We start from the raw sequence: 24,119 nt of genomic DNA on the forward strand, positions 1-24,119 counted from the left end.
AGAACAGCCTCATTTGATTATAATTTCAAAAAAAGATTTCCTTCAAAAACTATACCTTAACAAAAGTCTGATAGGTATAGGCATATTGGTGTTTATCGTCAATTGGATTGAACTCGGTTTCTATTTCTTTCCAATCATCAGAATTTATTTCAGGGAAAAAAGCATCAGCCTCAAAACTGTGATGCACTTTTGTAATTTCAAGTTTATCTGCATAAGGAAGTCCTAAACTATAAATTTCCCCTCCACCTATTATAAAAGATGTTTCATTTTCTGGACAAATGGCTATTGCTTTTTCAATACTTTCTGCAACAATACATCCCCCGGGATTGTAATCTTTGTTTCTAGTTACAACAACATGAGTCCTATTGGGAAGCGGTTTTGGGAAACTTTCAAAAGTTTTTCTTCCCATAATTATATAGTGTCCGGTAGTAAGGGCTTTGAACCTTTTAAAATCATTGGGCAAATGCCAAACTAATTCATTATTTTTTCCAAGGGCATTGTTTTCTGCTACTGCAGCAATCATTATAATCATAATTTCAAGGTCTATTAAGAATCTGTTTCTTCTATTTTGGATTGCAACTTAGCTATCTTTTTTTGTTGCAAAGCTACCAATCGTTCAATTTGATCTCTCTCCCAATTCTTATTCATAAATCGATCGGTGATAAACACTTTAATAAAATGCAAAACAAAAAAGAATGCCCACAAAGTTATCCCCCAAATACACCAGTGAATATTTAATCCCGAGTTAAAAAAATATGCTCCCGTAATCAAAAATATACTCGCCAACATAAAAAAAACAAAATGGTAATACAATCTTTTCTTTTGCTTTATTCTATTCCTAGCATACTCATATTGTTCGTGAAATTCTTTTTCCATGCTCTAATTTTTATCATAAAGGTAAAATTTATTTTTAAAAATCAATAAATTGCATCTTGAATATTTAATTGAAAATCGTTTTCTTTTTTTAAATCAAAATTTAAATGATTCTTTTTTTTTGGTTAAAATAAAAAATAGTGTTGTTTTTTGCTATTGTGCTAAAAATGAGGCATTTTATTAAAAACTTCAAAATATTTCATTTACTTTGCTACAACTTTAAAAATGAAATAGTTATGTCAATAAAAAAACAATTTATAAAAACCAAGCCTGTTTGTAAAGTCACTTTTTCAGTAGATGCAAAAGAGGCTAACCAAGTATCTGTAATTGGTGATTTTAATGATTGGAAAACAGAAGAAGGAACTTTAAGTAAATTGAAAAACGGAACTTTTAAAGGAACTTTCGAGTTAGCCAAAGATTCAGAATATGAGTTCAAATATTTTATCGACGGAGAATACGTAAACGAACCTGAAGCCGATTCTTTCAGATGGAACGATTTTGCAGGAACAGAAAATAGTGTACTGGCAGTATAACAATTATAAAAAATCCGCTTTCGAGCGGATTTTTTTTATTCTATACAGCAACACTCCCTTTGATTAGGGCATGTGGCTCATATCCCTCTAACGTAAAATCATCATAATCGAAATCGAAGATGTTTTTTACATTTGGATTTAAAATCATTTTTGGCAATGGTCTCGGTTCGCGACTAAGTTGTAACTCGAGTTGCTCAAAATGGTTATTGTATATGTGTGCATCTCCAAAAGTGTGAATAAATTCACCTACTTCGAGATCACAAACTTGTGCAATCATCATGGTTAATAATGCATACGAAGCAATATTAAAGGGAACTCCCAAAAAAATGTCGGCACTACGCTGGTACAATTGACATGAAAGCTTTCCTTTAGTTTCTCCTTTGGACTCATCTGGTGAAGCTACATAAAACTGAAAAAAAGCGTGACAAGGTGGCAAGGCTGCTTTGTTATTGGCAACATTTTCCTCAAACGACTTTGTGGTATCTGGCAATACGGATGGATTCCATGCCGAAACCAACATTCTTCTACTATTTGGATTGGTTTTTAATTCGGTGATAAGTTCACTAATTTGGTCAATTTCCTCACTATTCCAATTGCGCCATTGGTGCCCATAAACAGGCCCTAAATCACCATTGCTGTCTGCCCAAGCATCCCAGATTTTTACTCCGTTTTCCTGTAGGTATTTAATATTGGTATCTCCTTTAAGGAACCAAAGCAATTCATATATAATTGATTTCAGATGCAACTTTTTGGTAGTTAACATTGGAAAACCTTCACTCAAATCAAATCGCATTTGGTATCCAAATACACTTTTTGTCCCAGTTCCAGTACGATCTCCTTTTTGGCAACCGTTTGTCATAACATGTTGCACTAAATCTAGGTATTGTTTCATAGTGCTTTAAGCTTTAGGCTTTAAGCTTTAGGCGTTTTCCTAATGCTCAAAGCTTGATTTTTTTTATATTTTAGGCTTAAGCTTACAGCCTAATACCTATGGCTTATTGCCTTAAGATTATCTTTTGGAAATTTCATCACGGATTTTTGCCGCTTTTTCATAGTCTTCCTGCTCTACCGCCTGTTCCAGCAATTCGTTTAATTCCTGCAAAGTATGATTCGTATAAGTACTGCCAGATTCATTACTTTCAGCATTCCCAAAGGTCTCAGGATTACTCAAAATATCCTCCATTTCATTTGGTGTATCTGTTTCAAGTGGATTTGCCTTTAAGTAAATACCAGCTTTGTCCAAAATATTTTTGTAAGTAAAAATAGGTGCATTAAATCGAATCGCCAACGCGATAGCATCCGAAGTTCTGGCATCAATTATCTCTTCGATTTTGTCTCTTTCGCAAATAATACTGGAATAAAAAACGCCGTCTACCAATTTGTGAATAATCACTTGTTTCACTACAATATCAAATCGTTCAGCAAAATTCTTGAACAAATCATGAGTCAAAGGACGAGGCGGTTTAATTTCTTTCTCCAAAGCAATTGCAATAGATTGAGCTTCAAATGCCCCGATAACAATAGGTAATTTCCTTTCTCCGTCAACCTCATTCAAGATTAAAGCATAAGCGCCATTTTGAGTTTGACTGTATGAAATTCCTTTTATAGATAGTTTAACTAAGCTCATGTTGATATAATGGAAAGTACCAAGTACTCTATTAATTGTGTCTTTTTCCTTGTTTTAAATTTAGTGCAATTTTAATCAAAATATATGGAACAAAAAAGCTACCTAATACAAAGATACAATTATCTTATTTTTAGATAGCTTAATTACCAAGAGAAATTAGATCCTAAGATTGGTGTTCTTTGAAAGCTTTAAGTTTGGCCGTTAGCTGCGGTACAATTTCAAATGCATCACCAACTACACCGTAATCAGCAACTTTAAAGAAAGGAGCTTCAGGATCACTGTTAATCACCACTTTTACCTTTGAGGAGTTAATCCCTGCTATATGTTGTATGGCTCCGGAGATTCCGATAGCAATGTACAGATTGGTCGCTACAGGTTTTCCCGTTTGTCCTACGTGTTCTCCGTGAGGTCTCCATCCCAAATCTGAAACCGGTTTTGAACAAGCCGTTGCAGCTCCAAGAACTCCAGCCAATTCCTCGAGCATTCCCCAGTTCTCCGGTCCTTTTAGACCACGACCACCAGAAACTACAATATCGGCATCGGCAATAGACACTTTGCCAGAACTTTTTTCGACAGAAGCCACTTTTACCCCAAAATCAGCATCACCAATTGTTGGATTAAAATCTTCTTCCGTAGAGACGCGATTAATCGCGTCTGTACTTTCAAAAATACCGTACGTGTTTTTGGCAAGAGCCAATACCTTTACATCGGTATTAATTTCTGTTATATTAAAAGCTTTGTTTGAAAAAGCCGTTCTTTTTACTTGAAAAGGAGAAGTGCTAACCGGCAAACCAACAACATTTGAAGTGAAACCAGCCTCCAACGCAACTGCTACCAGTGGAGCCAAATAGATGCTATCTGTTGTAGACGACAATAAAACCAATTTGGCTGCTTCTTTCTGAGCCGCTTGTTTTATTACATCGGCATAAGCTTTGGCAGTAAAACTATTTAATTTATCATTGTTTACTTTTAAAACTTTATCGACACCATATTTCGACAATTCAGAAACATTTCCTGCATTTACAGTTACCGCGGTAACGGTTGTTCCTAATGATTCGGCTACTTTTTTGGCATAGGAAGCCAATTCCAATGCTACTTTTTTTAATTTTCCCTCTGCAGATTCTGCATATATTAATATTGACATGATGATTTTAGATTTTAGATTTTAGACTTGTAATTTTAGATTTTAGAACCAAACTAAAGATTTTAGATTTTTTTTGCCATCAGCAATCAAAAATCATTAATCTTCAATCGGCAATCCAATTCTTAAATCACTTTCGCTTCGTTGTGCAACAAATTAATTAATTCATCCAAATTATCTGCCGCAATCATTTTTACTGCCGATTTTGGAGCCGGTTTTTCATATTTTACAACTTTTGTATTTACAGCTGCATCTACCGATTCAAGGATTGTTAATGCTTTTGTTCTTGCAGTCATAATTCCTCTCATATTTGGGATGCGCAAATCTTTTTCCTCAACAATTCCTTTTTGTGTTCCAATGACGATTGGTAATGAAGTATTCACAGTTTCTTTCCCTCCGTCCATCTCGCGAACAGCAGTCACATTCGAACCATCAACAGTGACACCTATACATGAATTTATAAAATTATATCCCAAAATACCTGCAATCATTCCAGGAACCATTCCTCCATTGTAATCCAAGGATTCTTTCCCCGCAATTACAACATCATAACCACCATTTTTAACCACTTCGGCTAATTGTTTGGCCACAAAAAAACCATCTGCAGGATTAGCATTTACACGAATCGCTTCATTGGCACCTATTGCCAACGCTTTTCTCAAAGTAGGCTCCGTGTCTGGCCCTCCAACATTCACTACAGTAACTGTAGCCCCCTGCTGCTCTTGAAACCAAAGTGCGCGGGTTAGTCCAAATTCATCATTTGGGTTAATTACATATTGAACTCCACTGGTATCAAAATCAGCATCTCCGTTGGTGAAATTAATTTTTGAAGTAGTATCAGGAACGTGGCTGATGCAAACTAATATTTTCATACTTATATGTTTAAATTCTATTTTTTTCACTGACAAATGTAAAATAATAAATCGAATTATATAGTATGCATGCATAATATTATCAACAACTATTACGATTTCGTAAACTATAAAATAGCAATATAACCTTTAAACAAAATTATTTTAAACAACAAAGACTAATTTGTGATTTAATCCGTTATATCATTCAATAAACAATAAAACAACCAATTTTGGTATCACAAAACATCAATCTCAAACTCATGTCCTGGCAAGGATAATAGCTAAATCCTTCTTATTATCACGATTTTTTCTGAACAGTCCACAGAAAGATTCAGCGAAAAGCCTAAAATGGCTTCAGAAAAATACAATAGAACAAAACCTTGTTATTTTAAGGGAATTTATGCTTTTAAGTAATTTAAAATAATTATTTTTGCCAATCAAAAAATTACACACAGACAATATAATATGAGAACGATACAATTTAGAGAGGCCATTTGCGAAGCGATGAGCGAAGAAATGCGCCGTGATGAGTCCATATACTTAATGGGTGAAGAGGTAGCAGAGTACAATGGTGCCTACAAAGCATCTAAAGGAATGCTTGCCGAATTTGGTGAAAAAAGAGTAATTGACACTCCAATTGCCGAACTTGGTTTTACCGGAATTGCTGTTGGATCTGCAATGAACGGATGTCGTCCGATAGTAGAGTATATGACTTTCAACTTTTGTTTGGTTGGAATTGACCAAATTATAAATAATGCTGCCAAAATGCGTCAAATGACCGGTGGGCAATTCAACGTGCCAATCGTTTTCCGTGGGCCAACTGCTTCGGCAGGACAATTGGGAGCTACTCACTCACAAGCTATCGAAAACTGGTTTGCCAACACTCCGGGACTTAAAGTTGTGGTTCCTTCTAATGTTTATGATGCCAAAGGTCTATTAAAATCGGCTATCCGTGACAATGACCCTGTTATTTTCATGGAATCAGAACAAATGTATGGTGACAAAGGTGAAGTGCCAGATGGTGAATATACTATTCCACTTGGAGTTGCCGACATTAAACGTGAAGGTACTGATGTAACGATTGTTTCTTTCGGAAAAATAATCAAAGAAGCTTATATTGCTGCTGATCAATTGGAAAAAGAAGGTATCTCATGCGAAATTATCGACTTAAGAACTGTTCGCCCAATGGATAAAGATGCCATTTTAGCTTCGGTTAAAAAAACAAACAGATTGGTAATTCTTGAAGAGGCTTGGCCATTTGCAAGCATTTCTTCAGAAATCACTTATATTGTTCAAGAACAAGCTTTTGACTTCTTAGATGCACCAATTCAACGTATAACAACTGCCGACACCCCTGCACCATACTCTCCGGTACTATTGAAAGAATGGTTACCGAATGCTGCAGATGTTGTAAAAGCAGTTAAAAAAGTACTATACAAATAATTGATACAACTCTTTAAAAAGCTTCATCAATCCTCCTTTGATGAAGCTTTTTTTTATCCGTCATGAAAAAGAACCTACTCATAATTGTCCTGTTTCTAATTGTGCCAATAACTCAAATTTTTGCACAGACAAAAGTGAGTGGTATTGTTGTTGACAAAACCAAACAACCTGTCCCTTTTGCCAACATCGTTTTCAAAAATACTAGCATCAGTACGGTAACCAATGAAGACGGACGTTTTTATATTGAATCTCCAACTACCCAACAAACATTAGTAGTAAGTTCTGTTGGTTTTTCTGAAAAAGAAATTACCCTTACCAAATCCGTCAACTATAATTTTACAGTTGAATTAAACGATCAGGAATCTCTCAAAGAAGTAGTCATCTATACCGGGAAAACTTCGAAAAAAGACAATCCGGCACTAGCAATCCTACGTAAAATCTGGGAAAGAAAAAGGAAAAACGGTCTGCATCTGTTTGATCAATATCAAATGGAGAAATATGAAAAAGTAGAGTTTGACATTAACTCCATTGATAGCGCTTACAAAAAAAATAAGCTTTTCAAAGGAATGGAATTTATATTTGACCATGTCGACACATCAAAAATTACCGGAAAAACCTATCTTCCTGTTTTTATCAACGAAGCCTTGTCGGACGTATATGGAGACAATAAAATCGCTAAGGTAAAAGAAATTATTAAAGCCAATAAAACGTCAGGTTACGAAGGCAATCAACAAATTTTGTCCTTTATAAAAGATTTGTATTCTGATTATGATATCTACAATAATCACATCTTATTATTTGACAAAAGTTTTACGAGTCCACTTTCTACAACTGGGATTGACACCTATAATTATGTACTAAAAGACAGTGCTTTTATCGATAAAAAATGGTGTTACAATATTGTTTTTTATCCAAGACGAAAAAACGAATTGACCTTCAAAGGTGATTTTTGGGTAAATGATACCACTTTTGCCATAAAAAAAATCAATATGGCCGTTACCAAAAGTGCCAATATAAACTGGGTAAAAGACATTTATGTAGAACAAGAATTCGAAGTTTTAAACGATTCTGTTTTCATTTTGACAAAGGATTATCTAATGTCTGATTTTGCTGTAAATAAAAAAGAGAAATCCAAAGGAGTTTACGGCAAGCGAACGACTTTTTATCAAAATCATCAATTTAATATTCCAAAACCCGAGAAATTCTTCAAAGAAGAAGTCAATTTTGTCGACAATGAAGTCTATAAAAAAAATGACGAATACTGGGAAGAAAATCGTTTTGAAAAATTAAACAAAGATGAGCAAGGCGTGTACAAAATGCTCGACACCCTTAAAACTGTTCCCGCCTTTAAAAGACTTGCTAATTTGGTAACCATACTGGCAAGCGGCTACATAAATTTTGAAAATTTTGATTTTGGCCCTATTTTCTCCACTTTCGGATACAACGAAGTTGAGGGTTTAAGAGTTCAGCTCGGAGGGCGAACTTATTTTGGTCCTAATGACCCTTGGCGAGTACAGGCTTATACCGCTTATGGCTTTGAAGACCAAAAATTCAAATATGGTTTTGCTGGCAAATGGATGATTGATAAAAAAAACCGAATCATTATTTCGGGAGGAAACCGGCATGACATCGAACAGTTGGGAGCAAGTCTGACGACTTCCAATGATGTTTTGGCAAGAAATTATGGTTCATCAGCATTTATCACCACAGGTTCCAATGGAAAATTAACCAACATAGAACTGACGAACGCCTACATTGCAATAGAACCCGTCAAAAACCTGACTTTTCAAACTGGAGTAACCTACAAAACACTAGAATCAGCCTCACCTGTTTTCAGTCTGGATTACTATACCACTTTGCCTTCTGCCGAAAATCCCGAAGGTGTCATAAAAAACAAGACCACCCAATCTGAATTTAATATCCAGGCTGAGTACACTCCTAAACGAAGAACCATAGCCTATGGAGTTGAAAGAAGCATTGCCAATAGCCCTTACACTACCCTTTTTGTAAATTACAGCCAGGGATACAAAGGTGTTTTCAACAGTGATTTTAATTACAAAAAACTGGAGTTTTATTACAAGCAGCCTATCATTATAGGACCTCTGGGCAGGACTAATTTGATTTTGGAACTCGGAAAAACTTTTGGAACAGTTCCTTTGGGATTATTGAGTGTTGTTCCAGGAAACCAAACGCTATTCACGATTGAAAACTCTTTCAGTAATCTTAATTATTACGAATTTGTTACCGATAAATATGCAACCCTGCAATGGAATCACGATTTTAATGGAAGACTATTTGCTAGAATACCCTTTATGCGAAAACTGAACTGGAGAGAATTAATCGGAGTAAAAGCTGCCTATGGAACCGTTTCGGATGCCAACAGGGCCATAAATGCTTCCGGCTTAAACTATGTCGCACCAGAAAATATTTACTGGGAATACAATGCAGGAATAGGAAACATCTTCAAGGTGTTCCGACTTGATTTTTCATGGAGAGGAAGTTATCTCAATATGCCTGACATCAATAGATTTGCCATAAAAGGATCTTTTGGGTTTTATTTTTAGGAGCTAGTTACTTCGTCAGTTCGTTTCACTCGTGCCCTGTTTTTGTTGCAATTTTTCGTCAAAATTCTCACTACATCAGGGCTAGTCCATAAGCCAATTCATTAAATTTGAACTAAAAAAAATGCAAAAGGCCTTCGATTATCTTTTCAAAAAAGATTCCATATTCAAAGAGATTGTTGATACTTATGGAACACCGACAATTCCAAAAAGACCACAAGGATTTGAGACATTGGTATTACTGATTTTGGAACAGCAGGTTTCCATAGATTCAGCCAAAGCCACATTTTTAAAAATCAAAGCACATACAAGTTGTACACCTGAAACACTATCGATTTTACCCGAAGAAGAATTTAGGGCATTAGGCGTAAGTCGGCAAAAAACCAATTACATAAAAATATTAGCCCAAACTATCCTAAACAAAGAACTTGACATTGAAAGTCTAGCCTCAAAAACAGCACAACAGGTTCGGGAGGAATTAATCAGATTAAAAGGAATCGGAAATTGGACTATTGACATTTACCTAATGTTTTGCCTTCAGGAACCCGATTTAATTCCACTAGGAGATATCGCTATCATAAACACCATCAAAGAATTACTCAACATCCATGACAAGCAGGAAATGGAAACCCATACACAACAATGGAGTCCTTATCGTTCCTATGCCACATATTTGCTTTGGCACTATTATCTAAAAAAACGAAACCGAACAATTGTGTATTAAATGTACTACATAACTGATTTCGGAAAAACATTTCAGCCTTACCCAAAATCCTATTTTGGACAGAATTATCTTTTAAGGTTAATTCCTTAAAACACATTTGGATTAAGTTGCATTTTTTATTGCAAAAAAACATAGTTTCATTACATTTGTACCGCTAATAAGATAAGAAATCAAACAAAAAACAAAAAAACAAACAAAAACAATAATGACAGACAAATTAAAAACTTTTGATGTATTAATTGAGATACCAAGAGGAAGCAGAAATAAATATGAATATGATTTTTCTATAAAAAGAATGCGTTTTGACAGAATGTTATTCTCTTCGATGATGTACCCTGCAGATTATGGTTTCATTCCCGAAACTTTGGCTTTGGATGGAGATCCTTTGGATGTTTTGGTACTGATAAACGAGCCAACTTTTCCTGGTTGCGTAATGCAAGTAAAACCTATCGGCGTTTTCCACATGGCCGACGATAAAGGTCCAGACGAAAAAATAATCTGTGTACCAGTTTCTGATCCAATTTGGAATTCATTAGAAAACCTATCTGATGTAAACCCGCACCTTTTAAAAGAAATCGAGCACTTTTTTCAGGTTTACAAAGACCTTGAAAACAAAAAAGTGGATGTAGGAGGCTGGGGAAACTTAGACGAAGCCTATGAAATCATTAAAGAATGTACAGAACGTTTCGACCAAATAGAAAACAAACCAGAAGGATTATTTAGCATTAAATAATGTTTATGCCAAATTTTTACAAAAAAAGCAATACTTTTTACATGTATTGCTTTTTTTGTTTAAATTGCTTTCGATTACAATATTTTTTTCTAATAATATAATGAGGATATTTTTATGAATTCAATTATGATTTATGTGCCAATTATAATGGCAATTATTGGGCTACTTTTTATGGCCGTCAAAAGAGCGTGGGTGTTAAAACAAAATCCCGGTGACGGTAAAATGAAAGAGATTTCAGATCACATATACGAAGGCGCTTTAGCCTTTCTAAAAGCCGAATATCGATTGCTGGCTGTTTTTGTACTGATAGCAAGTGCAGTATTGGCTGGAATCACTTTTATTCCAGGAGTTAAAACACATTTATTAATCGTAGTTGCTTTCATATTTGGAGCGTTTTTCTCTGCATTGGCAGGAAATATGGGAATGAAAATCGCAACAAAAACCAATGTAAGAACAACTCAGGCAGCACGTAGCAGCTTACCACAAGCCCTAAAAGTTTCTTTTGGCGGAGGAACAGTAATGGGATTAGGCGTTGCTGGATTGGCCGTTTTAGGACTAACAGCTTTCTTTATTATTTTCTTCCAAATATTCATGAACGGACAATGGACTTCTACAGAAGACATGACGGTGGTTCTGGAAACATTGGCAGGTTTTTCTTTGGGAGCAGAATCCATTGCATTGTTTGCCCGTGTAGGGGGTGGAATTTACACCAAAGCAGCCGACGTAGGTGCCGATTTAGTTGGAAAAGTAGAGGCTGGTATCCCAGAAGACGACCCTCGTAATCCGGCAACAATTGCTGATAATGTGGGTGACAATGTGGGTGATGTTGCTGGAATGGGAGCCGATTTGTTTGGCTCGTATGTTGCAACCGTTTTAGCCGCAATGGTTCTTGGAAATTATGTAATAAAAGACATGGGTGGAAAAATCGAAGATGTATTCGGAGGAATTGGCCCCATTTTATTACCAATGGCTATTGCCGGTTTTGGAATATTGTTCTCTATAATTGGAACGATGCTCGTTAAAATAACAGATGAAAACGCCAAAGAAGCACAAGTTCAAAAAGCATTAAATATCGGAAACTGGGTTGCAATTGTTTTAACAGCTATCTCTTGTTATTTCTTAACACAATATATGTTGCCTCACACGATGAAAATGACTTTCTTTGGCGAAGGCTCAAAAGAAATTTCATCTATATATGTATTCTATGCCACACTAATTGGTTTAATTGTCGGTGGAGCCATTTCATCGGTAACCGAATATTATACAGGTTTAGGAACAAAACCAGTAATGGCGATTGTTCAAAAATCGAGTACCGGTGCAGCAACAAACGTAATTGCAGGATTGGCAACTGGAATGATTTCTACTTTCCCAACAGTTTTATTGTTTGGGGCAGCTATTTGGTCATCTTATGCTTTGGCAGGATTCTACGGGGTGGCTTTGGCAGCATCAGCAATGATGGCAACAACCGCTATGCAATTAGCAATCGATGCTTTTGGTCCAATATCCGATAATGCCGGTGGAATTGCCGAAATGAGTGAATTACCGAAAGAAGTTCGTACCAGAACCGATATTTTGGATTCTGTTGGAAATACAACTGCTGCAACAGGTAAAGGGTTTGCGATTGCTTCGGCTGCATTGACTTCTTTGGCTTTGTTCGCAGCTTATGTAACTTTTACCGGAATTGACGGAATCAATATTTTCAAAGCGCCAGTTTTAGCAATGTTATTTATTGGAGGAATGATACCCGTTGTTTTTTCGGCTTTGGCAATGAACTCTGTAGGTAGAGCAGCAATGGATATGGTGTACGAAGTACGTCGTCAGTTCAAGGAAATTCCAGGAATTATGGAAGGAACCGGCAAGCCAGAATATGCAAAATGTGTTGATATTTCGACTAAAGCTGCTTTGAGAGAAATGATGTTACCTGGAGTTTTGACAATTGGTTTTCCAATTGCGATTGTACTTCTTGGTAAATTGGTTTACGGAGGCAACAACCAGCTAATTGCTGAAATGTTAGGAGGTTACATGGCTGGAGTTACAGTATCTGGGGTACTTTGGGCAGTTTTCCAAAACAATGCCGGAGGTGCTTGGGATAATGCCAAAAAATCTTTTGAAGCAGGTGTTATGATTAACGGAGAAATGACTTATAAAGGATCTGATGCTCATAAGGCAGCGGTTACAGGAGATACTATTGGTGATCCATTCAAAGATACCTCGGGACCATCAATGAACATCCTGATTAAATTAACTTGTTTAATTGGTTTGGTTATGGCTCCAATTTTAGGAAACGGAAACAGCCACATGGACGCTCACGGTTCTTGCGAAAAGAAAGAAATCATGATGAAACATTGCATCATGGGTGAAGCAAAAATGATGATGGGTAAGTGCGACATGTCTAAAATTGCAAAAATGACCAAAGAAGAATGTGCCAAAATGTGTGATAGCCTAAAATGCACTCCCGAGCAAAAAGAAATGTGCTTATCTCATTATGATAAAGATGGAAAATTTATTGAACAAAAAGGAAAAACATGTTGTGAGCTTAAAGGAGAGGTGCAAAAAGAAGTAAAAGTTCATTTAGTTCACCTTAACGGTAAAGCAAAAGCAACAGTGACCACTTCTGAAAATGGAAAAGAAAATGTTCAGGTTTTTGAAGGTACGCTTGATGAAGTAAAAGCAAAAGTTGATGCTTTAAAATAATATTCAGATTTGATTGTAATATTAAATGCCCCGAAAATTCGGGGCATTTTTTTGTGTCTAAATTTTCTTAAACAGAAAACTTATTTTAAGATTTAAGATATTACGGAAAAGTGACATTCCCAACATCTGTTGTTTGTCCATTGACTACAATAACATTAGCAACTGTTATTGGTGTTTTTCCCGAAGTTGGATTAGGAGTTAATGTCAACGTATAGGTTCCGGGTGGAATTCCGTTAATTTGGAAAGTACCATCACCATCAGTTGTATCGCCGTCTTTGTCATCAATTTTCACAAAAGCAGAGAAAATATTCTCGCCTTTTTGAACAGATGCCAAAACCTGATAATCGACCGCGGGGCTGACAACTCCTTTAATTACACCCGATGCTTCCATTGTTGAGGCACGAATAACCGGTTTTAAGATAAAACCTGTATTCCCTGTTGTAACAATAGATTTATTCACATCAAAATCCAAAAGGAATTCATAGGTAGAACCAGCCATCAGCGTTTGATTTACGAGTAATTTCAGTCCAGACTGTTGTGCACTAGGAGTTGTTAGATTAAAAGATTTTCCACCTACAACAACTGTGTTCTCATCTCCAAGAACCAATCGAATTTGGCCCAATTTGCCCGAAGGAATTAAACTATCTGTCAACATAATGTTGGTCCCTCCTGTCAATTTTAATAAATCATAAATTTTACCTTCCCCTACTTGGGTTTTATCGCCAACACTTATCCAGCCATTCTCACCAGAATCCGAATTTCCTTTAATCATCACATCAAGCACTTCTACATTTACCTGATCATAATCGCCGGGAGCATCTGTCATTTTCACCATAAATCTTGATGTTGCTTGATTACTATCTGAGCTATCAGTCTGATCACAACTAAAAAGAGTCAAACTCATTAATATCATTGTGAAAATTCCTAGAATTTGCAATTTAAATTTTTTCATAATTTCTGTGTTTTAATTAGAGATTGGGGTTTTATAATTAATTTGAACGTGATAACTACCGATTTTATTTTCTATTTGGTCAAAATTTAACAAAATCCAAAAAAAGATTTCCATCATTTTTATTAATCAAAACACCTCCCAACCAACTAACACACAGCGACATATATTATTATTTTTTTTAAATAAATAATTACATTATCAACTCATTACATTTCTGGTTCCGTTTTAGAAATAACAAAAATAAAATCAAAAGTCCTTAGCAATTAGCCGAATGAGGTTAATAAAAAAGCACCGAAAATTCGGTGCTCATATATCGATCAAAAAATTAATATGATATTTATTATTTGGACTGACGGAAGTCACTTTCTTAAATGATCAATCAGAATCTGTGCCCCCAACAAGGCTTCCAACTATCACGGAAATAATTCCAAGGGATCCCACTATAATTCCGACATTTCCCCAAGTCGATAATCTTTTGTCCAAAACTTTTACTTCTTTTATATCCTTTTCTATTAAAAGTATTTTTTCAACTCCTTTTTTAGTTTTTAAAATTCCGTAATAAACATTCCCTATTTTTTCAACTTTGGTAAATTTAAATTCTTTACCATCAGCCATAACGATTAAAACTTTGCAATTTGACACCACGGCTTCATCAAAAGTTGAAGAAACGTCTTTATAAACCACACAGCTCTGAAGAAGAATCAAAAAAACTAAGAGTAAACTAGTAACTTTGGCTTTAAAACAATCAATTTTCATGGCTTTCTATCTTTAGTTAATAATTAAGAAAAACCAATAAATCAGTGTAGCAATCAATCGTTATGATAAATTTTGGACACAAAAAAACAATTCATTTCAAAACATAAAGCATTGACATACAAAGTTATGAAATAAATCCTATGAGTATTTTTTCAGGTGGGGATATTTTTTAAAACAAACCGTTCAATTCGGCATCGATACGGTTGATAATATTTCCTAAATCTTCTGGATTATCTACAAAATTGATATTATCTACATCAATAATCATTATTTTTCCCTTGTTGTAGGTATGTACCCAAGCTTCGTAACGCTCGTTAAGACGACTTAAATAATCAATCGAGATTGTGTTTTCGTAATCACGCCCTCGCTTATGAATTTGTCCAACCAAGTTTGGAATAGAACTTCTTAAATAAATCAACAAGTCAGGTGCTTTGACAAAGGACTCCATCAATTCAAAAAGAGAAGTATAATTTTCAAAATCTCGCTGCGTCATTAATCCCATAGCATAAAGATTGGGCGCAAAAATATGGGCATCTTCATAAATAGTTCTGTCCTGAATAATTTTTTTACCACTTTCACGAATTTGCATGATCTGGCGAAAACGACTGTTCAGGAAATAAATTTGCAAATTAAAGGACCAACGCTCCATTTGATGGTAAAAGTCGTCAAGATAAGGATTGTCTACTACTTCTTCAAAATGAGGTTCCCATTTAAAATGCTTCGACAATAAACGGGTTAATGTTGTTTTTCCTGAACCTATGTTTCCTGCTATAGCTATATGCATTACGGTATTACGAGTTTAAAATTGATATATTTCCAAAAGTGTAAAAATAGATAAAATTTACTTTTTTCAATAGTATTTAACGTTCCATTTTTAAACATAGTATATTGTTTTAACTTAACACAATTCCTGTAAAATCATTACCCAAAGAAGCAAAACAGCCTTGCTTTCATCAAAATCAATCACAAAAAAAGAGGCCATCCGTAATTGGACAACCTCTTCCTTAATTTTTTTTTTAACTAACAAGCCTTAAGACTTAACCAACTTTTTTTTATCCCCGGCGACAATACCCGTTTTTGCAATTGATTTTGACTGTAAATCTTCCAAAATATTTAAAGCCTCTTCTACATAAATATCTTTAGCCAAGCTTTCATGCCATCTGTCTCTCTTTTCCTTTAAGACGGGATCTTTAACAAATCCTTCCATTTCGTAAGGCAATGAGGTAAATTTCAAATTGTTTTTATAATCCACAATTGGTTTATATTTTTTAGCAGTTTGCTCAATTTGATTTTGAGCAACTTTAAATTTATTCAAATTTAAACTATATGTGTTTTCTTTACTTCTGCTGTCAATCCACTTAGCATTTTCTTCAATCAATTTGAATTGAATATTATTTTCAATTCTTTTTTTACTGTTGGCAATAGCCTGATCAAATTTTGAAGTATTTGTCCAAGTTGCATAAGGAGCCGCATCGATTTTGTCCCATGGCATTGCATTTTCTTCATCACGCTCTCCCATTTTTAAGTAAGAATAACGATCTGGCATAACCACATCACTACTTACTCCTTCTAGTTGAGTAGACCCGCCGTTGATTCTATAAAATTTTTGAGTGGTTGTTTTCAACGCTCCTAAATCTCCTGCAGAATTATTACGAACAAATTGATTCAAATCGATTACATTTTGAACAGTACCTTTACCATAAGTTTGTTTGCTTCCAATGATAATCCCTCTCTTATAATCTTGAATTGCGGCTGCCAAAATCTCTGATGCAGAAGCCGAAAATTCATTTACCATAATAACCAATGGCCCATCCCATTCAATTTTTTTATCAGTATCGTAGAGGATTTCTTTTTTTCTACCTGCAGATTTTATCTGAACGATTGGTCCTTGCTCAATAAATAATCCGGCAATATCCACAACAGTTGACAAAGATCCACCTCCGTCATCACGTACATCAAGAGCAATACCTTTTACTCCTGCTTTTTTCAAACGATCCACTTCCAAGGCAATATCTTTGCCGGCATCTCTTCCATCTTTATTTTCAAAATCAATATAAAATTTAGGCAAATAAATAACCCCATATTTCACACCGTTTTTTTCAACCACACTTGATTTTGCGTAGGTCTCTTCAATCTCAACGATATCACGAATAATAGAAATCACCTGAATGGTTCCGTCTACTTTTTTTACGGTTAATCGAACCTCAGACCCTTTTGGTCCCTTGATTTTTTTAACCACGTCGTCTAAACGCATTCCAACAACATCAACAGGAACTCCATTTCCTTGTGCCACTTTCATCACCAAATCCCCTGCTTCCAATTGTTTTCCTCTCCAAGCTGGACCTCCAGAAATCAACTCTGAAATTTCGGTGTAATCGTTTTTCTTTTGCAATCTCGCGCCAATTCCTTCAAGTTTACCGCTCATACTCACATCAAATCTCTCTTTTTCTTCGGGAGCAAAATAAGTGGTGTGCGGGTCAAAACGAGACATAATGGAATTAATATACAAAGTAAACCAATCATCCCTTTTCAAATCGTTCATAAATCCGAACGACTCGTTTAGTGAATTCAAAGAACTCTCTCTGGTTTCTTTCTCTAGAACTTCATCAGATTTAACAACATAATCAGAATTTTTGACCTTTTTGTCTTCTTCTGTTTTTTGCTTGTCAGTAATTGATGATGTTGCAGGAGTTGTAACTTCTTTTCCTTCTTTTTTATCTAGTTCGTTTTTTTGTCTGTCCGTAAATGAAGACAATGTAGATAGCTTTATTTGCTTTCTCCATCTTTCTCTCAATTCTGCGCTGTTTTTGACATAAGGAGCTTTGTCGTAATCAACATTAAAATCCTCCTCAACAGTGTAGTCAAACGGTTTTGACAAAATATCTTTGTATATTTTTTTACTTTCTTCCATACGAAGCATCAAACGATCGTAAGTAAGATTAAAGAAAGTTAAATCCCTCGCTTTCAACTGATCGTCCAGGTCCAATTCGAATTTAGAAAACTCATTGATATCTGACTGCAGGAAAAAACGTTTTGAAGGATCCAAAGCAGCAATATAGTCTTTGTAAACTCCTTTTGAAAAATTATCATCAATAACTGCAGGATTATAATGTCCTTTCTCAATTACAAACGTTAATAACTCCAAAAGCAATTTGTCTTTCTCAGGATCTACGGCACTTTTTGATTTTATATTAAACGCAAACAAGGTCGCCGAAAGGCATACCACCGCTATGAGTATTTTGTAATTCCTTTTCATAAATCTAATAATAGGTTTCATCAATTTTTATATCTAAATTACATTAAAAACTATGCCACCCCCCTAAAGTCCTGCATAATTTTTTGTTAAAGGTATAAAATAGATTTTTTAACTTTCAAAAAATAAATCCAAAAAATATATTTTATTTGTTCGCAATATAAGATTTTGTGTTACTACATTTGTTCGAAAACTTGATTTTTTTAAATAAATATATCTTTTTTAACAATTATCTAATGAAAAGTGAAAGGCCTTTAATACTAATTACAAATGACGATGGCGTATCGGCTCCCGGCATAAGAACTTTAATCGAAGTAATGGCGACAATTGGCAATGTTGTTGTCGTAGCACCAGATAAACCGCAAAGCGCGATGGGTCATGCTATCACGATAAACGACACCTTATATCTCAATAAAATTTCCAAAGACTCAGATGCAATCATGGAATACAGTTGCTCCGGAACCCCAGTGGATTGTGTAAAAATAGCCGTGCACGAAATTCTGAAACGCAAACCCGACCTTTGTGTTTCGGGTATCAACCATGGATCTAACTCGTCGATAAATGTTATTTATTCTGGAACCATGAGTGCCGCCGTAGAAGCTGGAATTGAAGGCATCCAAGCCATCGGTTTCTCCTTGCTCGACTATGACTGGAATGCCGATTTTGAACCTGTCAAATCATATATCAAAACCATCACGCTCGAAGTTCTGAAAAACAAGCTTCCCGAAGGCGTGATTTTGAACGTGAATTTTCCAAAATTAAAAGAAAACGAAATCAAAGGAATCAAAATTTGCCGTCAGGCTAATGCGCTTTGGAGCGAAAAATTTGACAAACGAAAAACCCCGCAAGGAAAGGATTATTATTGGCTTACCGGCGAATTTATCAATCAGGACAAAGGCGAAGACACAGACGAATGGGCGCTAAAAAACGGATTCATTTCTATTGTTCCTGTGCAATTTGACCTTACCGCACATCACGCCATACAAAACTTAACCAACAGAAATTGGAATCAATAAAAAAGAAATTAAAATGATTAAAAAAACAGACTTACTAATAGGATTTATAATCGGGATTATTGCTTGTTTCTTGGGAATGTTTCTTTACATAACCATCGCAATGCATACCGATTTCTTAAAAGGTATTCAAATAATGAAAAGCGAAGGCCATCTCGGGAAAATTGTTGCTCTTGGCTCCATACTCGATTTAATCGCCTTTGGAATTTTATTAAAAATGAATAAGGAACTCATAGCGAGAGGTGTTGTTTTATCTGTTATCATACTGACAATCATTACTTTGTTTATTTAAAAAAGTTACTGAGTTGCTAAGAAGCTAAGATTCTAAGTTTTTTTTTATTGATTTAAGCTTAGAATCTCAGAATCTTAGTCTCTTAGAAACTTTAATCTATCTTTGTTCTTTCAAAAATTCACAAAAATGAAATACTATATTATTGCAGGAGAAGCTTCGGGGGATTTGCACGGTTCCAATTTAATGAAAGCAATCTATCAAGAAGACCCAAATGCCAACATCCGTTTTTGGGGTGGCGATTTGATGCAAAATGTAGGCGGAACTTTGGTAAAACACTATCGTGATTTAGCTTTTATGGGTTTTATCGAAGTGCTATCCAACCTAAAAACCATTTTAAACAATATTAAAATTTGCAAAAACGATATCACGCAATTCAATCCAGATGTAATTATTTACATTGATTATCCCGGTTTCAACATGCGAATTGCCAAATGGGCGAAACAGGTTGGATACAAAAATCACTACTATATTTCCCCTCAAATTTGGGCGTGGAAAGAAAACCGAATCACAGCTATCAAGCACGATATTGACAAAATGTATGTGATTTTGCCCTTCGAAAAAGATTTTTACGAAATCAAACACAAATTTCTGGTTGAATTTGTTGGCCACCCATTGATTGATGCCATCCACAACCAAGCGAGTATTGACGCCAATGCTTTCAGAACCGAAAATCATTTGTCCGAAAAACCCATTATCGCCATTTTACCCGGAAGCCGAAAACAGGAAATCAGCAAAATGCTGTCGGTCATGCTAAGCGTTGTCAAGGATTTCCCCAATTATCAATTTGTAATTGCTGGAGCACCAAGTCAGGAATTATCCTTTTACCAACAATTCATTTCTGGCGAAAACATAAAATTTGTCTCCAATAAAACCTATGCTTTATTGCGCAACGCCACCGCAGCACTGGTAACCTCTGGAACGGCCACACTCGAAACCGCCCTTTTCAAAGTGCCCGAAGTTGTATGCTACAAAGGCAGTTGGGCGTCCTATCAAATCGCCAAGCGAATCATCACCCTAAAGTACATTTCGCTCGTCAACCTAATAATGGATCGTGAAGTCGTAACCGAATTAATTCAGGACGATTGTTCAACCACACGTATCCGTGAAGAATTAACCAAAATCCTCGAACCCAATTACCGCAAAGCACTGCTTGAAAACTACGATTTACTCGAAGAAAAACTAGGCGGAATCGGTGCCAGCAAAAAAACAGCGCAATTGATTGTTGATGCCATAAAGTAGTTTAATATCATTTGGGCGTGCCACCATAAAGAAAAGGAGCCAACTCATCACAACGGTGAGTCGGCTCCTTTCCTTTATGCTGTCGGGCTATCCGCGCTACTTTGGTAGCTTGCTCCTATCCCTCACGCGCAATGTCATTAAGTTAAGGATATAAAACCATCGTTTTGTCATTCCGAGGCACGAGGAATCTCACTAGTGACTCACGTTATGTGATTTCTCCTTCGTCGAAATGACATAAAAAACGCTTAACTTAATGACATTGCCCTCACGCGAACAAACTGCTTTACAACATCAATTTCAAAAATCAATAAACAATTTTCGCTAAGCTTTTCTAAAAATTTCAAATCTTTGCGACTTTGCGACTTCGCGCCTTTTTGAGAAAAGACAAAATTTAACTTATTGACATTGCCTTTGCACAAACGAGGACAACAAACAAAGATATTCCACCCTAATTTTAGAGATTATATTGATAATAGAAATAGCCAGAAAAAAAACCTTCCCTAACAAAACCTAAGTTTTCATATAGCTTCTGGGCAGGATAATTGTCATTTTCTGTATTTAATGAAATGAATTTTGCTCCTTCCTTTTTGGCAAAATTTAAAGCTGTATTAACTAATCTCTGTCCAATACCTTTTTTGCGTTGGTCAATCTCAACAAATAAATATCCAATATGCCAATTCTTATTAGTGGAAACAAAAGAAGGTTTTGGATACAGCAGCGTAAATCCTATAGGTTTGGGGTTTTCCTTTTTGAATGCTCCATATATTTGTGCCTCGTTTTTCTCCAGACGCTCTTTGGTATATGTTTTTGCAAGTTCAATATTTGATTGCTTATAAAATGTCCGATACTTGTCAAATAGCTCAGTCACTATTTCATTTTCTGAAGAATTAATTTTTTTTATCTCAATATCCATAATAAATTTCGTAGATACTTTCCTGTCAGGTTTGGTATGTTTTTGATTACAGTTTTGGGGCCTGATAAAATCATTCCTATCCTTCTTACTAGGATGGATCGATCTTTCAAAAGCCAATATACATCTTTTTCCAAATATAGAAAACATTGATTCGTCCTCTAACGAGTTTTTTTTGTCTCACTATTTCTTGCGCTACACCCAGTAAAATTGGGCATTCGAAATAAAAGCAATTCCCTAATGTGAGCTTCGGAAATCCGGATTCAATCTTCTGAGTGCCTGAAACATACTTCGAAAAATCTGAACTATACTTCAGATTCTTAATAGCATTTTCATAACATATTGTTACTTTCTTCAAAATGATTTTCACTGTGTTAACTGAACTTTGATTAAATAAATCAAATAAAAAGAACTTATTTCTTACAAAATATTTGTATTTTGCAATATGAAAGTATTTCAATTTCCACTAGCTCGAATCACATTAGTATTTATCGCAGGTATATTATTAGCCTATTTCCTAAAACCAATCTTACCGATTGTGCTGATTGTTCTTTTTGTTATAGCAATAGTTTTTCTAACGAGTTTTTATTTAAGTAAAGCAAACAGAAAATACCAATTACTATTCGGGGTGACGGCATTTCTTTTGGCCTTTTCCGTCGGGGTTACCACACAAACCCTCCACACCGATTCCAATCGAAAAAACAACTACACTCATTACAAAAATATTTTTGATAAAAAACACAGCTTCACACTCACATTAAGGGAAAAATTAAAAAGTACTATTTATAATGACCGTTATATTGCCATAATCAACTCGATTGATAATCAAAAAGCAACTGGTCGAATTCTGCTCAATATCAATAAAGACAGCTTAAAGCATTCTTTTATAATTAGCAACCAAATAAAGGTCAATGCGATTTTGAACAAAAACACGCCTCAAAAAAATCCAAACCAATTTGATTATCAAAAATACCTTGAAAACAAACAAATCTATGCCCAACTCTATGCGGAACCAAACGACATACAAGTAAGTCCCGAAATCTCAAAAGACATATGGTATTACACCGCAGAATTTAGAACCCGAATTATCCAAAATTTACAAAAAAGCAAATTCAACAATAAAGAATTGAACGTTGCTGTAGCCTTAATAATGGGACAGCAACAGGACATTGACAACGATATTATTCAGGATTATCAATATGCGGGAGCTGTACATATTCTGTCGGTTTCGGGATTGCACATAGGATGTATATTGCTGTTTATTACTTATCTGCTAAAACCATTTCCAAACACTAGAAAAGGGGCTTTCATCAAACTTTTAATAATACTTGTTTCTTTGTTTCTTTTTGGCGTTCTGGCAGGATTGGCGCCATCGGTGGTTCGTTCAGTAACGATGTTTTCGTTTGTGGCAATAGGGCAATTTCTAAAAAGAAGTGTCAATATTTATCACACTTTATTGGTATCCATATTACTTATTTTGCTTTTCGAACCTTCTTTTTTATTCGATGTTGGTTTTCAGTTGAGTTATATTGCGCTATTTTTTATTGTTTGGTTACAGCCTTTGATGGCAAATCTTTGGCAACCAAAAAACAAAATCATCAATTATTTTTGGGACATATTGACCATTTCGTTTGCGGCGCAAATTGGTACTTTACCTCTAAGCATCTATTATTTTCATCAATTTCCGGGACTCTTCTTTGTTACCAATATCATCGTGATTCCGTTCCTAAGTATTATTATGGGGCTGGGATGTTTGGTTATGATATTCGCTTCTTTTAACTGGGTTCCGTTTTATCCGGCAAAAATTCTGGAAATAAGTATTTATTATATGGATAAAATAATTGGTTACATTGCTTCTTTGCAACAATTTATAATCAAGGATATTCCTTTGAACACCTCACTATTAATCAGCAGTTATTTAGTAATTATCACTGTAATTATTGCTTTTCAATACAAGAATTTTAAAAGTCTGATTTGTGCATTAATCGCCATTATCACTCTTCAACTATCCGCTTTTTACACCAAATGGGAAATTCAAAATCAAACAGAATTTATTGTTCTAAACTCTTCAAAAAACACTCAACTTTTGGAACGAAGCGGCAATAATGTAAAACTGTATGCTAATGACAGCATTCTGAAAAACTCAGAAAGCAACAAACTATTGGCTTCTTATCTCACGGTCAACTTCTGCACTTTGAAAGAAAAAGCTAAATTGACAAATCTGATTTTCTATAAAGGAAACAAAATCCTGCTGATTGACAGTTCTACAGTATTTCCTAAAAATGCTCACCCCAACATTTTAATTCTAACGCAATCGCCAAAAATCAATTTTGATCGGCTGTTACAAGCTCTGAAACCCAAAATGGTTATCGTCGATGCTTCCAATTACAAATCCTTTCAAAAAAAATGGAAAGCAACTTGTTCCCAACAAAAAATCCCTTTTCACGCAACTCGCGAAAAGGGATTCTATGTGGTTAGTCCTAAGTAAATAGTTTAAATGCCTGATATAAATTTTCTTAAA

General features: G+C 35.2%; 21 protein-coding genes. 10 read left to right on the top strand and 11 right to left on the bottom strand.

Going from position 1 to position 24,119, the window contains the following annotated elements:
- Window positions 1-49: 49 nt before the first annotated feature.
- The gene (locus EM308_RS01950; protein ID WP_035639643.1) at window positions 50-532 is read right to left on the bottom strand and encodes a dihydrofolate reductase; all 483 of its coding nucleotides are present in this window, start codon (window positions 530-532) and stop codon (window positions 50-52) included.
- Between the two features lie 14 nt (window positions 533-546).
- Window positions 547-876 (bottom strand): 2TM domain-containing protein, encoded by a 330-nt coding sequence (locus tag EM308_RS01955; RefSeq protein ID WP_035639641.1) that lies wholly within the window; start codon window positions 874-876, stop codon window positions 547-549.
- A gap of 233 nt (window positions 877-1,109) precedes the next feature.
- Here EM308_RS01955 and EM308_RS01960 point away from each other — a divergent pair, with 233 nt between their 5' ends.
- Window positions 1,110-1,406, top strand: coding sequence for an isoamylase early set domain-containing protein (locus EM308_RS01960; protein WP_035636505.1), 297 nt, complete (start codon window positions 1,110-1,112; stop codon window positions 1,404-1,406).
- A gap of 40 nt (window positions 1,407-1,446) precedes the next feature.
- On the opposite strand, the gene EM308_RS01965 is transcribed toward EM308_RS01960, so the two are convergent.
- From EM308_RS01965 to EM308_RS01980, 4 genes are all read right to left on the bottom strand, one after another.
- A complete protein-coding gene (locus tag EM308_RS01965; RefSeq protein ID WP_035636502.1) occupies window positions 1,447-2,298 on the bottom strand; it encodes a thymidylate synthase in 852 nt (283 codons plus the stop codon).
- 117 nt (window positions 2,299-2,415) lie between these two features.
- Window positions 2,416-3,033, bottom strand: coding sequence for a bifunctional nuclease family protein (locus tag EM308_RS01970; protein ID WP_035636500.1), 618 nt, complete (start codon window positions 3,031-3,033; stop codon window positions 2,416-2,418).
- Between the two features lie 163 nt (window positions 3,034-3,196).
- Window positions 3,197-4,177, bottom strand: coding sequence for an electron transfer flavoprotein subunit alpha/FixB family protein (locus EM308_RS01975; RefSeq protein WP_035636496.1), 981 nt, complete (start codon window positions 4,175-4,177; stop codon window positions 3,197-3,199).
- A 122-nt stretch (window positions 4,178-4,299) separates the two neighbouring features.
- Window positions 4,300-5,046: an electron transfer flavoprotein subunit beta/FixA family protein gene (locus EM308_RS01980; protein ID WP_035636494.1), complete on the bottom strand. Its 747-nt coding sequence runs from the start codon at window positions 5,044-5,046 to the stop codon at window positions 4,300-4,302.
- A 426-nt stretch (window positions 5,047-5,472) separates the two neighbouring features.
- Between EM308_RS01980 and EM308_RS01985 the strand changes: the two genes are divergently transcribed.
- The 5 genes from EM308_RS01985 (at window position 5,473) to EM308_RS02005 (ending at window position 13,183) form a co-directional block, all read left to right on the top strand.
- Window positions 5,473-6,471, top strand: coding sequence for a pyruvate dehydrogenase complex E1 component subunit beta (locus tag EM308_RS01985; protein ID WP_262488058.1), 999 nt, complete (start codon window positions 5,473-5,475; stop codon window positions 6,469-6,471).
- Window positions 6,472-6,533: 62 nt separating this feature from the next.
- Window positions 6,534-9,035: a DUF5686 and carboxypeptidase-like regulatory domain-containing protein gene (locus EM308_RS01990; RefSeq protein ID WP_035636488.1), complete on the top strand. Its 2,502-nt coding sequence runs from the start codon at window positions 6,534-6,536 to the stop codon at window positions 9,033-9,035.
- Window positions 9,036-9,156: 121 nt separating this feature from the next.
- Window positions 9,157-9,756: a DNA-3-methyladenine glycosylase family protein gene (locus tag EM308_RS01995; protein WP_035636485.1), complete on the top strand. Its 600-nt coding sequence runs from the start codon at window positions 9,157-9,159 to the stop codon at window positions 9,754-9,756.
- Window positions 9,757-9,961: 205 nt separating this feature from the next.
- Window positions 9,962-10,489 (top strand): inorganic diphosphatase, encoded by a 528-nt coding sequence (locus EM308_RS02000; RefSeq protein WP_035636481.1) that lies wholly within the window; start codon window positions 9,962-9,964, stop codon window positions 10,487-10,489.
- Between the two features lie 114 nt (window positions 10,490-10,603).
- On the top strand, window positions 10,604-13,183 hold the full coding sequence (locus EM308_RS02005; RefSeq protein ID WP_035636479.1) for a sodium-translocating pyrophosphatase: 2,580 nt from the start codon (window positions 10,604-10,606) through the stop codon (window positions 13,181-13,183).
- Between the two features lie 100 nt (window positions 13,184-13,283).
- Here the strand turns inward: EM308_RS02005 and EM308_RS02010 are convergent, their stop codons facing one another.
- The 4 genes from EM308_RS02010 to EM308_RS02025 form a co-directional block, all read right to left on the bottom strand.
- Complete coding sequence (locus EM308_RS02010; protein ID WP_035636477.1) at window positions 13,284-14,135, bottom strand: DUF4382 domain-containing protein; 852 nt, start codon at window positions 14,133-14,135, stop codon at window positions 13,284-13,286.
- Window positions 14,136-14,510: 375 nt separating this feature from the next.
- Window positions 14,511-14,891, bottom strand: a complete 381-nt coding sequence (locus EM308_RS02015) for a hypothetical protein (protein WP_035636475.1) — start codon at window positions 14,889-14,891, stop codon at window positions 14,511-14,513.
- Window positions 14,892-15,060: 169 nt separating this feature from the next.
- Complete coding sequence (locus EM308_RS02020) at window positions 15,061-15,675, bottom strand: deoxynucleoside kinase (protein WP_035636473.1); 615 nt, start codon at window positions 15,673-15,675, stop codon at window positions 15,061-15,063.
- A gap of 246 nt (window positions 15,676-15,921) precedes the next feature.
- Entirely contained in the window at window positions 15,922-18,168 is a 2,247-nt protein-coding gene (locus EM308_RS02025; RefSeq protein ID WP_035636470.1) for a carboxy terminal-processing peptidase, read from the bottom strand.
- Window positions 18,169-18,380: 212 nt separating this feature from the next.
- On the opposite strand from EM308_RS02025, the gene surE reads away from it, so the two are divergent.
- The 3 genes from surE (at window position 18,381) to lpxB (ending at window position 20,688) form a co-directional block, all read left to right on the top strand.
- Window positions 18,381-19,160, top strand: coding sequence for a 5'/3'-nucleotidase SurE (surE, locus tag EM308_RS02030; RefSeq protein ID WP_035636469.1), 780 nt, complete (start codon window positions 18,381-18,383; stop codon window positions 19,158-19,160).
- Between the two features lie 13 nt (window positions 19,161-19,173).
- Window positions 19,174-19,449, top strand: coding sequence for a hypothetical protein (locus EM308_RS02035; protein ID WP_035636467.1), 276 nt, complete (start codon window positions 19,174-19,176; stop codon window positions 19,447-19,449).
- A 126-nt stretch (window positions 19,450-19,575) separates the two neighbouring features.
- Complete coding sequence (gene lpxB, locus EM308_RS02040) at window positions 19,576-20,688, top strand: lipid-A-disaccharide synthase (protein ID WP_035636465.1); 1,113 nt, start codon at window positions 19,576-19,578, stop codon at window positions 20,686-20,688.
- A 454-nt stretch (window positions 20,689-21,142) separates the two neighbouring features.
- Here lpxB and EM308_RS02045 read toward each other — a convergent pair whose 3' ends face one another.
- Complete coding sequence (locus tag EM308_RS02045) at window positions 21,143-21,718, bottom strand: GNAT family N-acetyltransferase (RefSeq protein WP_197056125.1); 576 nt, start codon at window positions 21,716-21,718, stop codon at window positions 21,143-21,145.
- A gap of 325 nt (window positions 21,719-22,043) precedes the next feature.
- Between EM308_RS02045 and EM308_RS02055 the strand changes: the two genes are divergently transcribed.
- Window positions 22,044-24,086 (top strand): ComEC/Rec2 family competence protein, encoded by a 2,043-nt coding sequence (locus tag EM308_RS02055; RefSeq protein ID WP_035636460.1) that lies wholly within the window; start codon window positions 22,044-22,046, stop codon window positions 24,084-24,086.
- Window positions 24,087-24,119: the final 33 nt, after the last annotated feature.

This window comes from Flavobacterium gilvum, from assembly GCF_001761465.1.
In the GTDB taxonomy this organism is placed as follows: Bacteria; Bacteroidota; Bacteroidia; order Flavobacteriales; family Flavobacteriaceae; genus Flavobacterium; species Flavobacterium gilvum.

Coding starts and splice junctions, on each gene's coding strand:
- EM308_RS02000 (WP_035636481.1), top strand. CDS start 9,962: ATGACAGACAAATTAAAAACTTTTGATGTATTAATTGAGATACCAAGA.
- EM308_RS02025 (WP_035636470.1), bottom strand. CDS start 18,168: ATGAAACCTATTATTAGATTTATGAAAAGGAATTACAAAATACTCATA.
- EM308_RS02055 (WP_035636460.1), top strand. CDS start 22,044: ATGAAAGTATTTCAATTTCCACTAGCTCGAATCACATTAGTATTTATC.
- EM308_RS02020 (WP_035636473.1), bottom strand. CDS start 15,675: ATGCATATAGCTATAGCAGGAAACATAGGTTCAGGAAAAACAACATTA.
- EM308_RS01960 (WP_035636505.1), top strand. CDS start 1,110: ATGTCAATAAAAAAACAATTTATAAAAACCAAGCCTGTTTGTAAAGTC.
- surE (WP_035636469.1), top strand. CDS start 18,381: ATGAAAAGTGAAAGGCCTTTAATACTAATTACAAATGACGATGGCGTA.
- EM308_RS01980 (WP_035636494.1), bottom strand. CDS start 5,046: ATGAAAATATTAGTTTGCATCAGCCACGTTCCTGATACTACTTCAAAA.
- EM308_RS02035 (WP_035636467.1), top strand. CDS start 19,174: ATGATTAAAAAAACAGACTTACTAATAGGATTTATAATCGGGATTATT.
- EM308_RS02005 (WP_035636479.1), top strand. CDS start 10,604: ATGAATTCAATTATGATTTATGTGCCAATTATAATGGCAATTATTGGG.
- EM308_RS01975 (WP_035636496.1), bottom strand. CDS start 4,177: ATGTCAATATTAATATATGCAGAATCTGCAGAGGGAAAATTAAAAAAA.
- EM308_RS01990 (WP_035636488.1), top strand. CDS start 6,534: ATGAAAAAGAACCTACTCATAATTGTCCTGTTTCTAATTGTGCCAATA.
- EM308_RS01955 (WP_035639641.1), bottom strand. CDS start 876: ATGGAAAAAGAATTTCACGAACAATATGAGTATGCTAGGAATAGAATA.
- EM308_RS01965 (WP_035636502.1), bottom strand. CDS start 2,298: ATGAAACAATACCTAGATTTAGTGCAACATGTTATGACAAACGGTTGC.
- lpxB (WP_035636465.1), top strand. CDS start 19,576: ATGAAATACTATATTATTGCAGGAGAAGCTTCGGGGGATTTGCACGGT.
- EM308_RS02010 (WP_035636477.1), bottom strand. CDS start 14,135: ATGAAAAAATTTAAATTGCAAATTCTAGGAATTTTCACAATGATATTA.
- EM308_RS02015 (WP_035636475.1), bottom strand. CDS start 14,891: ATGAAAATTGATTGTTTTAAAGCCAAAGTTACTAGTTTACTCTTAGTT.
- EM308_RS01950 (WP_035639643.1), bottom strand. CDS start 532: ATGATTATAATGATTGCTGCAGTAGCAGAAAACAATGCCCTTGGAAAA.
- EM308_RS01970 (WP_035636500.1), bottom strand. CDS start 3,033: ATGAGCTTAGTTAAACTATCTATAAAAGGAATTTCATACAGTCAAACT.
- EM308_RS01995 (WP_035636485.1), top strand. CDS start 9,157: ATGCAAAAGGCCTTCGATTATCTTTTCAAAAAAGATTCCATATTCAAA.